The sequence below is a fragment of the Mesorhizobium sp. Mes31 genome (assembly GCF_024519675.1).
Classification (GTDB): domain Bacteria; phylum Pseudomonadota; class Alphaproteobacteria; order Rhizobiales; family Rhizobiaceae; genus Mesorhizobium.
The window spans coordinates 137135-150170 of record NZ_JALJRL010000012.1; the positions used below are offsets into that span (position 1 = coordinate 137135).

Annotated in this window: 10 protein-coding genes and 1 pseudogene; 4 read left to right on the forward strand and 7 right to left on the reverse strand. The window is 63.9% G+C overall.

Going from position 1 to position 13036, the window contains the following annotated elements; translation table 11 throughout:
• The first annotated feature begins 44 nt into the window (after window positions 1–44).
• Window positions 45–1220 carry an MFS transporter gene (locus NR193_RS21100; RefSeq protein ID WP_256752691.1) on the forward strand — a complete coding sequence of 392 codons (1176 nt, stop codon included), beginning with the start codon at window positions 45–47 and terminating at the stop codon, window positions 1218–1220.
• Here NR193_RS21100 and NR193_RS21105 read toward each other — a convergent pair.
• Complete coding sequence (locus NR193_RS21105) at window positions 1184–2092, reverse strand: LysR family transcriptional regulator (protein WP_256752692.1); 909 nt, start codon at window positions 2090–2092, stop codon at window positions 1184–1186. The genes NR193_RS21100 and NR193_RS21105 overlap by 37 nt on opposite strands.
• Window positions 2093–2187: 95 nt before the next feature.
• On the opposite strand from NR193_RS21105, the gene NR193_RS21110 reads away from it, so the two are divergent.
• Window positions 2188–3147 (forward strand): SDR family oxidoreductase, encoded by a 960-nt coding sequence (locus NR193_RS21110; RefSeq protein ID WP_256752693.1) that lies wholly within the window; start codon window positions 2188–2190, stop codon window positions 3145–3147.
• Window positions 3148–3169: 22 nt separating this feature from the next.
• Here NR193_RS21110 and NR193_RS21115 read toward each other — a convergent pair whose 3' ends face one another.
• From NR193_RS21115 to NR193_RS21130, 5 genes and pseudogenes are all read right to left on the reverse strand, one after another.
• Window positions 3170–3328 carry a DUF3309 family protein gene (locus tag NR193_RS21115; RefSeq protein WP_256752694.1) on the reverse strand — a complete coding sequence of 53 codons (159 nt, stop codon included), beginning with the start codon at window positions 3326–3328 and terminating at the stop codon, window positions 3170–3172.
• A gap of 121 nt (window positions 3329–3449) precedes the next feature.
• Window positions 3450–6623, reverse strand: coding sequence for an efflux RND transporter permease subunit (locus NR193_RS21120; protein WP_256752695.1), 3174 nt, complete (start codon window positions 6621–6623; stop codon window positions 3450–3452).
• Between the two features lie 80 nt (window positions 6624–6703).
• A complete protein-coding gene (locus tag NR193_RS21125; RefSeq protein ID WP_256752696.1) occupies window positions 6704–7879 on the reverse strand; it encodes an efflux RND transporter periplasmic adaptor subunit in 1176 nt (391 codons plus the stop codon).
• An 859-nt stretch (window positions 7880–8738) separates the two neighbouring features.
• Window positions 8739–8850 (reverse strand): annotated as a pseudogene (locus tag NR193_RS33625) (patatin-like phospholipase family protein); the annotation flags it as partial.
• On the reverse strand, window positions 8843–9730 hold the full coding sequence (locus NR193_RS21130) for a LysR family transcriptional regulator (protein WP_256752697.1): 888 nt from the start codon (window positions 9728–9730) through the stop codon (window positions 8843–8845). The pseudogene NR193_RS33625 and the gene NR193_RS21130, both read right to left, overlap by 8 nt.
• 107 nt (window positions 9731–9837) lie before the next feature.
• Between NR193_RS21130 and NR193_RS21135 the strand changes: the two genes are divergently transcribed.
• Window positions 9838–10503, forward strand: a complete 666-nt coding sequence (locus tag NR193_RS21135; RefSeq protein WP_256752698.1) for a peroxiredoxin-like family protein — start codon at window positions 9838–9840, stop codon at window positions 10501–10503.
• Between the two features lie 88 nt (window positions 10504–10591).
• Complete coding sequence (locus tag NR193_RS21140; RefSeq protein ID WP_256752699.1) at window positions 10592–11824, forward strand: MFS transporter; 1233 nt, start codon at window positions 10592–10594, stop codon at window positions 11822–11824.
• Between the two features lie 29 nt (window positions 11825–11853).
• Here the strand turns inward: NR193_RS21140 and NR193_RS21145 are convergent, their stop codons facing one another.
• A complete protein-coding gene (locus NR193_RS21145) occupies window positions 11854–12984 on the reverse strand; it encodes a patatin-like phospholipase family protein (protein WP_256752700.1) in 1131 nt (376 codons plus the stop codon).
• Window positions 12985–13036 lie beyond the last annotated feature (52 nt).

A 13036-nucleotide genomic window follows, 5' to 3' on the forward strand; every position in this document is an offset into this window, starting at 1 on the left:
ATCTAATTTGCCGCGCGAAGCCATTTTCTGACCGGATTCGCCCGATGAACGCATCACACGCCATGCAGGCTGCCATTCGCGGACGATGGGCCGTCGCGGCTATTTTCCTCGCAAACGGTTTCCTGACCGGCAGCTGGGCGCCGCAGATCCCGGTGTTCCTGACCCGGCTGGACATATCGAAGTTCACGCTTGGCCTGCTGATCCTGCTGTTCGGCGCCGGCGCCGTCACCGCCATGACCTGGTGCGGCCACCTGATCTCCAAACATGGCTCGCGCAGCGTGCTGCGCTGGTTCGGGCTGTGCGGCAGCCTCGGCCTGCTGGTCGTGGCGCTGGCACCCAACGTGCCGCTGGCGGCCATCGCCATGTTCATCTTCGGCGGCTCGATCGGTGGCATGGATGTAGCCATGAATGCCAATGCGGTGGTGGTGGAACGGCGCCTCTCCCGCGCCATCATGTCGTCCTCGCACGGCTTCTGGAGCCTCGGCGGTTTCGCCGGCGGCGCCCTTGGCGGCTTCGCCATCCAGACCTACGGCCATCTCGCCCATGCCGCGGTGGTGACGGTGCTCGCCTTCGCGGTGATCGCCGCCGCTGTCGGCCATCTGATCGCGGAGGGCAGGCCGCAGGCGGCCGAGCACCATAAATTCGCGTTGCCGGCAAACCCGCTGGTCTACCTCGTCGGCCTGATGGCGCTGCTGACGATGATCTCCGAAGGCGCCGTGCTCGACTGGGCGGCGCTGTATCTGCGGCAGGAACTCGGCGCCGACCTCGCCATTGCCGGCCTTGCCTATGCCGCCTTTTCCGGTGTCATGGCGATCATGCGTTTCTTCGGCGACGGCGTGCGCAACCGATTCGGCGCGGTCATGACCCTGCGCGGCTCGGCGGTCGTCGCGGCGGCCGGCATGCTGATCGCCGGCCTGTCGCCCTCGCCCTGGCTTGCCATCGCGGCCTTTGCCCTGTGCGGCTTCGGCATCGCCAACATGGTGCCGATCATCTTCTCTGCCGGCGGCAACCAGGAAGGCATGTCGTCGGGCACCGGCATGAGCGTGGTCACCACCATGGGCTATTCCGGCATATTGGTGGCACCGTCGGCGATTGGCTTCGTTGCCGAGCATTCAAGCTTCGGTCCGATCTTCATTGCCATGTCGGGGCTGCTGATCGTCGTGTTGCTGATGGCCGGGCTCGCTCACCGCGCCGAGTTCGCCGCAGCACCCGCCGAATAGCGCTTCAGTTCCTCATGGAGAAAATCCGCGACGCGACGGATGCGCACGCTGGTGCGCACATCGCGATGCATGGCCAGCCACACCGGAAGCACCGGTAGCGGCAGGCCAGGCAGCAGCTTCTCCACCAGAGGATCACGATCGGCCAGCGGCTCCTGGCCAAGACCAATGCCGTTTCCCGCCCGCACCGCTTCCCACAAGACGATCTGGTTATCGGTCCGGAAACGGAAACTGCCACGGCTGACGGGGATGCCAAACTGGTTAAATCCCCTGATGATCTCGTCGCTGCGGTCGAAGCCGATCAGGGCGTGGCTGGCGAGGTCGCCGGGGCTCAGTGGACGACCAGCCCGATCGAGATAGGAAGTGGCGGCGCAGACACAGAGTGGGATGTCACCGACCTTGCGCGCCACCAGCTCATTCTGCGCCGGCTTGACCATGCGGACGGCGATGTCGGCATCGCGCCGCAGCAGGTTCTCGACCTGGTTCGAGGCAACGATCTCGACCTCGATGCCGGGCTCCTCGATGCCGAGCCGCGCCGTCATCTCCGGCAGCACATAGGCCGCCACCACCTCGCTGGCGGCAATGCGCACCGTGCCTTCGATCGCCTCGACAGAGCCAAGCGCCAGCAGCGAAAACGCACTCGCCTGTTCGCTGACCGCCTTGCCGCGCTCGAACAGCGTGCTGCCTGCCTCCGTCAGCGAATAGCCGCGCCGCCCGCGCCGGAACAGCGTAACGCCGAGCGCCTGCTCGAGTTCGCCGATGTGTCGTCCGAGCGTCGGCTGGCTCGCCGACAGTTTTCGCGCGGCCGCCGACAGGCTGCCGGTTTCCGCCACGGTGACGAAGCTCTTGATCAGGTTCCAGTCGATGTCATCCATTCATTTCTGAATATCAACTTCTCATTCGTAGTCAATTTCCATTCGTACATGGAGCAATCATATTCGGGTTGCAAACACCAACACGGAGACCAGAAATGACCAAGATCGCAATCCTCGGTGCCAATGGCCGCCTCGGCCGCGTCGTCGCCAGGGCTTTCATCGACGCCGGCTATGATGTCCGCGCCATCACCCGCAGCGGCAAGGTGCCGGCCGAACTCAAGGGCGCCACCGCCGTTGCCGGCGACGCGCTCGACCGTGAGGCACTGATCCGGGCCACCCAAGGCGTCGACATCATCTTCAACGGCCTCAACCCGATCTACACCGACTGGGGCAAATGCCTGCCGATGGCCGAGAACGTGATGGCCGCCTGCCATGCGAACGGCGCGCTGCATCTCTTCCCGGGCACCGTCTACAATTACGGCTCGCCGATGCCGGCGATAATCACCGAGGACACACCGTTCCGGCCGACGACCGAGAAGGGTCGCATCCGCACCGCCATGGAAGCACTGTTTCGCCGCGAGGCCGATGCCGGCCGTGTCCGCACCATCATTCTCCGGGCCGGCGATTTCTTCGGCGGCACCGGCAGCGGATCATGGTTCGACCTGGTCGTCGCCGCCAAGATCGGCAAGGGCATCTACACCGCGCCCGGCCCGGCCGATCTGGTGCATGAATGGGCCTATCTGCCGGACTTCGCCGTAGGCTTCGTAGCGCTGGCCAGGAATCTCGACAAGCTCGGCTTCTATGAAGCGCTCAACTTTCCGGGCCACGCGGTCACCGACCTTCAGATCAAGGCCGCCGCCGAGAAGGCAGTTGGCCGGCCGCTCAAGATGACCTCGATGCCCTGGTGGGTGCTGCGTGCCGGCAGCCCGTTCGTGGCGATGTGGCGCGAAATCGTCTCGATGTCCTATCTTCGCTTCGAACCGCACCAGCTGACGTCGACGCGGCTTGCCGGCATCATCGGCGAAATCCCGCATACGCCGCTGGACCAGGCGGTCGCCGAGGCGCTCGAGGATATCGGCATCGCCACCGTGAACGGCACATCAAAGGCTGCCTGAACGGAAGACTGAGGGCGGCAGCTCAGAGCCGTCCCATCAAAAGCAACACCAGGAGCACCACCAGCATCACGCCGACAATGCCTGACGGCCCGTAACCCCAGGAGCGCGAATGCGGCCAGGCCGGCACCGCGCCGATGAGGACAAGGATCAGGACGATGATGATGATGGTGGTGATCGGCATGAGAAATTCCCCGCATTTGACGTTCTGCTACGGCGCAATGCTGGGCATTGCTCCAGGGGACAATGCAAAAGGCCGCCCGGTTGTTCCGGGCGGCCTTTGCGTCAGGAATTCGCAGACAGGTTTATTCGGCCGCCTTTGGAAAGGCGATCGCCGGCTCGTCGCCCACGTCTGGGCTCGGCGTGTCGGTCGACGAAACTGTTCCCTTGCCGCGCCGGAATAGCCGGCGGAAAAACGCGTAGAAGCGGCTGTTCTTGCTGCGTGTGAAGATCATCAGCATCGACGGCGTCACCACCAGCGTCAGCAGGGTGGCGAAGGACAGGCCGAAGACGATAGCCGAGGACAGCGAAATCCACCATTGCGTCGACGGCGCGTTGATCGTCGTCTCGTGGTGGAAGATCTCGAGGCCGAGACCAAAGGCGATCGGCAACACGCCAAGGATCGCCGACACCGCCGTCAGCACCACCGGGCGGGCGCGTTCCCTGCAGGTCTGCAGCACCGCGTCCATCTTGTCCCAGCCTTCTTCGCGCAGCCGGTCATAGGTGTCGATCAGCACGATGTTGTTGTTCACCACGACGCCGGCCAGCGCGATGACACCGATGCCCGACATGACGATGCCGAATGCCTCTCCGGTCAAAAGCAGTCCCAGGAACACGCCGATCGTCGCCATGACCACGCAGGACAGCACCATCAGCACGCTGGTGAACTTGTTGAACTGCATCAGGAGCACGAGGAAGATCAGGAAGATCGCCGCCCCGAAGGCCTTGCCGAGGAAGGCGCTGGCTTCGGCGCTGTCCTCGTTCGAGCCGGCCAGCTTCCAGCGGATGCCGCTGCCGAGATTCATGTCGGCGACAGCCTGGGTGACTTCCTGCTGCACGGCGGCGACCTGGGCCCCGGCGGCAACGTTGGCCTGCACCACCACGGTGCGCGCGCCGTCTATGCGGTTGAGGATGCCGACGCTCGGTTTCGCCTCGCGGACGACGAAGTTCGAGATCGGCACCGAGCCTTGCGCGGTCTGCACCCTGAGCTCATCGAGCGTCGACAGCGTGCGCCGGTCCTCCGGCAGGCGCAGCCGGATGTCGACCGCCTTGTCGGCGCCGGCCGGCCGATATTCGCTGAGCTTCAGACCGTTGGTGACAAGCTGCACGACCGTTCCAACCGAGGTCGGGCTGATGCCGTATTGGGCTGCCTTGGCGCGGTCGACCTCGAGCGCCCAGTCGACGCCGGGTGGCGGCAGGCCATCGGAAATGTCGATGACGCCGGGCACCTTGGCAATACGCGCCGCGACGGCGCGGGCCTTCTCGTCCAACCCTTTGGGGTCGACGGCCGAAAGCCTGATCTGGATCGGCTTGCCGGTCGGCGGGCCGGCCTCCGGCACGCGCACCTCGACATCGACGCCGGGAATGCCGGCCATGACGCCGCGCAGATCGCTCAAGATCTGGTTGGCCGATTTGCGCTCACGCCAGTCGATGAATTCGTACTGGATGACGCCGACCACGTCCTCCGGAACGTCCTGGCCGCCGCCTTGCGTCTTGCCGACGCGCGTATAGACCGATTTGATGCCGGGCCAGCCGAGCAGCCGGTTTTCAGCGATCTTCGTCGCGGTATCCATTTCGGCCAGCGAAAGGTTGCCGCGGGCGTGCACGTAGAGCAGGCCGTAGTCGGGTTCGACACTGGGGAAGAACTCGACACCCGCGCCATATTTGGAATAGGCAAAGCCGACGCCGAACAGCAGCGCAACGGTCAGCAAGACCACGGTGATCGGGAAGCGTACCGCCTGCTTGACGATGGCCATGTACCAGCCGTCGCGATTGTCATCCTCGTGGTGCTGCGGCGCCTTGGCGAAGATCGCCCCCAGCGTCGGCGCGAACACCAGAGCATAGAGCATCGAGGCCGACAGCGTGACGATCAGCGTGATCGGCATGTATTTCATGAAGTCGCCGATGATGCCCGGCCAGAACAGCAACGGCGAGAAGGCGGCGATGCGCGTCATCGTCGCCGCGATGACCGGACCGGCCATGCGCTTGGCGGCAAGCGCGAACGCGTCCGCCTTCGGCATGCCCTCGCTCATCCGCCGTTCGGCGAACTCGGTGACGATGATGGCGTCGTCGACCAGCATGCCGACCGCCAGGATGAGGCTGAACAGCACGATCATGTTGATCGTGTAGCCCATCATCGCCAAGAGCAGGATGCCGATCAGGAACGATGACGGAATGGCGAGGCCAATAAGCAGCGAGGCACGGCCGGACAGCGCATAGAGGATGACGATGAACACCAGGATCACGGCGATCATCACATGGTTCTGCAGGTCGCCGAGCAGCTGGTTGACGAAGACCGACTTGTCCTGGGTATAGGTGACGTTCATGCCTTGCGGCATGGCCTTGACGAAGGCGTCGGACACTGCCCGCACCTTGGTCAAAGTGTCGATCAGATTGGCGCCGATGCGCTTCTTGACTTCGATGGCGATGGCCGGCTTGCCGTTGAGACGGGTGATCGTCTCGGCATCGGCGAAGGTCGAGCGGATCGTCGCGATGTCCTTGGCCTGCACCACGGCATTGGGACCGGCGACCACGGGCAGCGCCGCCACATCCTCGGGCGTCTCGATCAGCGACGGCACCTTGACCGCGTATTTGCCCTGCGAGCCCTCGATGTTGCCGGCGGCGACCAGGCTGTTGGAAGCGCCGACGGCGCCGATCAGCTGGTCGAGCTGCAGCCCGTAGGAAGACAGTTTCATCGGATCGATGACGACTTCGACGAGATCGTCACGAGAGCCCTGCAGCGAACCTTCGAGAACGCCGGGCACCTCCTCGATGCGGTCGCGCAACTCGCGCGCCGCGGCGGTCAGTACACGCTCGGGCAATTCGCCCGACAGGGTGACGACGAGCACCGGAAATTCGGAAATGTTGACCTCGGTGACAACAGGCTCCTCGGCCGCCTGCGGCAGGTCGGCCTTGCCGTCCTGCACCTTGCTGCGTGTATCCTGCAGCGCCGTCGCCAGGTTGGTCTGCGGCTGGAACTCGACCAGCACATAGCCGCCGCCCTGGAAGGCGGCCGAGCGCATCTCCTTGAGGCCCTTCAGGCTCTTCAGCTTGCTTTCCATCGGCCGCAGCAGGAGGCGCTCCGAATCCTCCGGCGAAATGCCTTGATAGATCAGGCTGACATACATCATCGGAATCGGAACGTCCGGTTCTGCTTCCTTCGGCGTCGACTGATAGGCGACCCAGCCAGCGAGCAGAAGGAAGACCAGCACCGAGATGGTCAGGCGGGCATTGTTGATTGCGAGTCTGACGATATCCATGGCTAATGCCCGTTCTTGAATTTCAGGAGCTGCGTGGCAGCCGATTGTCCCCGCCCAGGGCTTTTCCGGCGCAAATCGCGCTACTGCGTCCCGGCGGTCGCTTCGCCCAACAGCTTCTGGATGGTCGCCTGGTCAGCCTCGACCGGCTTGACCTCATCGCCTTCCTTCACCAGTTCCTGGCCGGCGACGATGATGCGCGTGTCGGCCGGAATGCCGCCGAGCACGAGGCCGGTCGGCGTGTCGTCGACCAGATCGATCGGGAAGAACACAACCTTGTTGGCCTTGTCGACGGCACGGATGCCGAGATCGCCCTTGTCGCCGAGCGTCACCACCGAGCGCGGCAGCATGATGGCGTCGGTCGGCAGCGCGCTGAGCGCGATTTCCGCCGTCATGCCGGCTGGCACGGAGCCATCGGCATTGGGGATCGCGACCTCGACGCGGAAGGTCCGGGTCGCCGACGATGCGTCGCGGCTGATGTAGCGCACGGTGCCCTCGACGGTCTGGCCGCTGACCAGCCTTACGCTGGCCTTGTCGCCGATCTTGAGGTAGCCGAGATCACGCTCGCTGACTTCGCCGCGGGCAATCACCGGGTCGAGCTTGAGGATGGTTGCCACCTCGCTGCCCTGCATGATGGAACTGCCAAGTTCCACCGGCACCCGGTCGATGACGCCGTCGAAAGGCGCCTTCACCTCGTTGCGATCAAGTTCGGCCTGGGCCGTCTCCAGCATGGACTGGGCCGCGGTCAGGTTGGAGCGGGCGGTGTCGAGTTGCAGCTTGGGCAGGTTGCCAGTCTTGGCCAACCGCTCGGAAGCGTCGAGCTCGGCCTGACGCTGCACCAGCAATTGCCTGGCATTGTCGACCGTCGAGATCTTGTCCTCGGCGGCCAGCATCAGCACCAGATCGCCAGTCTTGACGTGCTGGCCCTGCTTGACCGGCAGCTTGTCGATGACACCGGCAACGCGTGTCGCCAGCACAGCCCGCTTGTCGGCTTCGGTCAGCCCGGAAATACGGATGGCGCGCGCATAGGTGCGGCGCGGCGGCGTCACCACCGCGACGGTGCGCAGCGGAGCCTTTGGCTCGGCTTCCGCCGTCTTCGGCTTGCTCGCGTCCGGCGCCTTGCCCTGCTCGGCTTCGGCTGCCTTGGCCTTGTTCGCCGCTACGCTGCCGACGGACGAAAACTCGCCTGTCGCCATCCAGGCCGCGAAACCAATGAGCACAACAACGGCTGCAAGCTTGTGAAACCTGATTCTCGGCATCGTCATTTTTCCACTGCGGGTTCGGCCAGCGTCCTCGTAACGCGGGCGCGTGGCCGATATGGGTGCGCGCCAGGCCGTGTTCAATTTGCCGTGATCGGCGAAGCGCGCTTTTACATCAAAGTTGCACCGCAATATAGTCTGAAAGTTGCAAGACCATTACATGGCCGGACAAGATACGCCTGCCGCCATCCGGTCTGCCGGTCGCTTGGTGGGTGGTTGTCGTTGCGCCAGGGAACGGTTCCCGATCGGTCCTTGTGCCAGCTTCGAACGACTGGCCTTTCCACGGCCGATATGCAGCTCGACATCGGCCGACACAAAACCGCCGATGCGCCGGATTTCTTGATCTGGATGCGGATTTCGACCAGGAATTCATCGCGCCGGACAAACGTCGGGCAACGAGAAATGCCCGCCCTCTGCACCGATCTGTCCAAGCAATCCATTGAAATTGAAAGACAAATCGTGGAACGCCAAACTCGGGCCTGATTGCCGAAGCCCGACCGGCCAGCGTCGAGCCAAACATTGCAGGCGCGAACGCGAGAGGCGCCCTGATGCACTAGATCAGCGCAGCCTGGGGTTCGCGACATGACGGGAAGCAAGAACACCGCCCATATCCCGTGCCATTCGGAGCGGCTGCGCCGACCGTCACGCCAGGTCGTTTCTGGCCCGCCCCGTGCAGTTGGGGGCAGCGCCGCCGAAAACAGCATGGCAGCAGGCGTCAGGATGATGAGGCGATCTTCACACGCGGCGGTTGTCGGCTTGCCGGCGCCGGCGAGCGCCGGCGCTCCTCAGGCCTGCCGGCGAGCGGCCTCCGGATTCTTGCGAATCGCCAGGAATTCCTTTCACCCGCCGGCCGGGTGCTGCGATGCATGCGGATGTCACGGTAATTCGCCATGCGGCAAACGGCCAGCGGCGATCGGCTCCTTGACGAAGGCGATCGAGCGGAAGTCGCGCAGCAGCCCGGCGTTACGAGTCCAACGATTTGCTCAGCCAGTCTGCAAATCCCCTGGCCCGCTTGCTAGGCTGGCGACCGGCCGGAAACAAGGCGTGGATCGGTATGGCAGGCAGCGGAAATTCCGGCAGCAGCCGACAAAGACGGCCATCCCTGAGTTCGGCGTCGAACATCCAGCCCGATCCGAACGCTACGCCAAGGCCCGCCAAAACGCATGCGGTGACACCGGCCGAGCTCGTGACCCGGATGCGTGGATTTTCCGGTAGGACAAAGTTCGCCTCCGGATTGATCGGACCTTGAAAGGTCGCGCCGGAACTGTCGGAAGGGCCGAAAATGACATGGTGCCGGGCGAGGTCGGCAGGACTGACTGGCAAGCCATGGCGGGCGATATAATCCGGCGCCGCGACGAGCAACCTCGGCGTCTGCCCGATCCGGCGTGCCATCAGGCTTGAATTGTCCAGCATGCCCAGCCTGATTGCGACATCGGCGCCCTCCTCGACGAGGCTGCGCCGGCGATCGTCCATCATCAGCTCGACAGAGAGGTTTGGATGCTCGGCCAGCAGGACGGGCAGGCGAGGAATGAGCGCGCGCATGGCGAAAGTGACCGACAGCTCGACGCGCAGCAGTCCGCGCAGTTCCTCGTTGCCGGCAGCTGTGTCGGCTGCCGCCCCGAGCTCGGCGAGCAGCGGCCGAATCTGCTCGAGGTAAACTTGCCCCGCCTCGGTCAGTCCGACCTTTCGGCTGGTGCGAACGAGGAGGCGGGCACTGATGCGCGCCTCCAGATCGTTGAGGATCCGAGACACCGAAGGTTGCGACAGGCCGATTTCGCGAGCGACCTGCGAAAGGTTGCCCCGTTCCGCCACGCGCACGAACACTTCCAGTTCCTGAAGCCTGTCAGCCATTCATTTTCCGAATGATTACTATCCTTTCCGGCAAGCTACCCCTCTTGTTCGAAATAGGCGAGGACGTTTCTGCCGCTGCCAGAGCGGCGAACAACCGGAGTAGTCCCATGTCGCTTCAAGACAAGCTTGATGCCTTCAAAGCTGACTTTGAAGGCAAGAAGGCCCCCAAACAGGCGGTCGAGATCATGCATCGCGCGACCGCCGAACTCATCGCTTCGGGTCAGGCTGATCACGCCCTGAAGGTTGGTGCGGTCGCACCGAGCTTCACACTGGCGGAGGCTGACGACGGCCCCCTATCCTCGACCGACCTGCTGGCTCGGGGCCCGCTGGTGCTCAGCTTCTATCGCGGTGTTTGGTGTCCCTATTGCAACATTGAACTCGAAGCCTTGCAGGAGGCTTCGGCCGCCATCCGTGCCACGGGGGCGGAGCTGGTCGCTATTTCCCCGCAATCCCTGGTGAATGGCCGCAAGGCCAAACACGAAAAGCAGGTCACTTTCCCAATGTTGAGCGACCCGAACGGCGAAGTCGCCAACGCCTTCGGCCTCCGCTTCCGCCTGCCTGACGATCTGATCGCACTGTACAAGAGCTTCGGCGTCGACCTAGCGGTGGTGAACGACGACCCTTCATGGACGTTGCCGATGCCGGCGCGGTTCGTGGTCGCCCCGGACGGTGTCATTGTCTATGCCGAGGTCAGCCCGGACTACACCCGCAGACCCGACCCCACCGATCTGCTTCCCGTCCTCGAGCAGCTGAAGAGTTCCGTCGCCGCGTGAACGTCCGATGGCGTGGGCGTCCGTCTCGACGCCGGCGGCCCGCCCCTGCTTGGGGTTTGTTCTCTCAAGCTCGTCGGAGGTTGACCCAGTGACCGCAGTAAAACCCGTGGACTTCGTTGCGGACCGGCGCTGGTGGATCCTTGCCTTGATCAGCGCCAGCGCCTTCCTGGCCATGACCACGTGGTTCTCGGCCACGGCGATCACACCACAGTTGACAGAAGTTTGGCACTTGTCTCCAGTGCAGGGCGCCTGGATTACCGGTGCCGTTCAGATCGGCTTCGCTGTCGGCGCACTTGCGTCGAGCATTAGCGGTCTGCTCGACGTGATTTCGCTGCGCAAGGTGATTGGGGTTAGCGCCATGATCGCTGCCGCTGCGAATCTCTGTCTGCTCTTCGCGCCATCCGTGGGCGTTCTGCTGCTTGCCCGCTTTGCCACGGGCGTGGCGCTTGCGGGAGTCTATCCGCCGGCGCTCAAACTCGTCTCGACCTGGTTCAGCCGAGAAAGAGGAACAGCACTCGGCGTCCTGCTTGCTGCGTTGACGCTCGGATCCGCGTTTCCCCACCTGCTGTCCGCGCTCGCGGCCAGCCTCGCCTGGCAGGCGGTCGTCATAGCGACCTCGACAGCGGCGCTGGCGGGTGGCGTCCTGATCGTGGGCCTCGGCACCGAAGGGCCCTATCCGTTCAGAAAATCGACTTTCGATCCGCGCCACATCGGAGCAGTCCTGCAAAACCGCCCGCTCGCGCTCGCCAATCTCGGCTATCTGGGGCACATGTGGGAACTCTACGCCATGTGGGGCTGGATGCTGACCTATGTCAGCGCGGGAAGCCCCGGCCTGGGCATGGGTGGCGCGAAAGCCGCGTCATTGCTGACATTCATAGTCGTGGCGTTGGGCGGGATCGGCTCGATCCTGGGCGGCGTTCTAGCGGATCGCATCGGCCGGACGGCGACCGCCGCCCTGATGATGGCGCTGTCTGGATGCTGTGCGTTGACGATCGGCTTTGCCTTCGACGGACCGCTTTGGCTGTTCGTCGCCGTGGCCGCGCTCTGGGGAATGACCGTGATCGGCGATTCCGCGCAGTTTTCGGCCATGGCAACGGAATTGAGCGATCCGCGCTATGTCGGTACGGCTCTGTCACTGCAACTCAGTATCGGCATCGCGCTTACCTTTGTCTCAATCCACCTGACCTCTTTCCTGGCGGAGAACATCGGCTGGCGTTGGAGTTTTCTGGTCCTCGCGCCCGGCCCGCTGCTTGGCGTGGTCGCAATGATGATACTGCGGCGTCAGCCGGCAGCGAAAAAAATAGCGCATGGGTTGAGGTAGAAATACCTCCGCCAATTTCAGTGCCCGCCTCAGGCCTGCCGGCGAACCGCCTCCGGATTCTTGCGAATGGCCAGGAATTCCTTCACCCGCCGGCCGGGTGCGGGACCATGCACTGGCTTGAAGCCGTCATCGAGTTCGCCGGAAAGGTCGAGTGTCGGGCGATTGCCGACGGCGTCGTAGTTCTCCTCCAGCCAGTCGCTGGCGGCGGTGCGGCCGAGATCGCGCAGATAGGCCAGGAACGCCCATTCGGCATTGACCTTCGACGATGCCGACAAATCCTTGAACGCCTCGTCGGCATCGATGCGATGCATGCGGATGTCGCGGTATTCGCCGTGCGGCAGACGGCCAGCGGCGATCAACTCCTTGACGAAGGCGATCGAGCGGAATTCGCGCAGCAGCCCGGCGTTGAAGGTGATCTCGTCGATGCGGTTCTGGATTTCGTTGGCGCTCCGTGGCGTTCCTTCCCGCACCACCGGGTTGATCTGCACCAGGAGCACGTCCTCGGTCGCTGCCGTCTTGAAGAACGGGAACAACGCCGGATTGCCGCCATAGCCGCCGTCCCAATAGGGCACGCCCTTGATCTCGACGGCGCGGAACAATTGCGGCAGGCAGGCCGAAGCCATCACCGTATCGAGATCGATCTCGCCATCGGAAAAGACACGCAACTGCCCGGTTTCGACATTGGTGGCGGAGATGAACAATTCCATCGACTTGCAGGCGCGCACATTGGCGAAATCGATCTCCTGCTGAACCACGTCGCGCAGCGGATTGAGGCCGAGCGGGTTGGCGACATAGGGCGAGAACACCCGCGACATGGTGTCGAAGAAGGCATAGCCCGGTGTATTCTCGATCGACCAGTTGCCCCAGGCGACATCCCACGGCATGCGCTGCACCGGGCTGAACCGGCCCTTCGCGGCCACCGCGCGCCAGAAATCGTCGAGCTTTTGCCGCGTCCCGTCGACCCCGCCGCGCACGAAACCATCGGCCAGCGCCACCGCGTTCATCGCGCCGGCGCTGGTGCCGGACACCGCTGATATCTCCAGCCTGCCATCCTCCAGCAGCCGGTCGAGCACGCCCCAGGAAAAGGCGCCGTGCGAGCCGCCACCCTGAAGCGCGATGTTGATTTTCTTCTTCTCCTCCGCCTTGCCGTTCTTCGTCATGGCGTCGTCCTTGATCTGTCGAGCTGGTTTGTTTCGGGTTTGTCGATTCTGT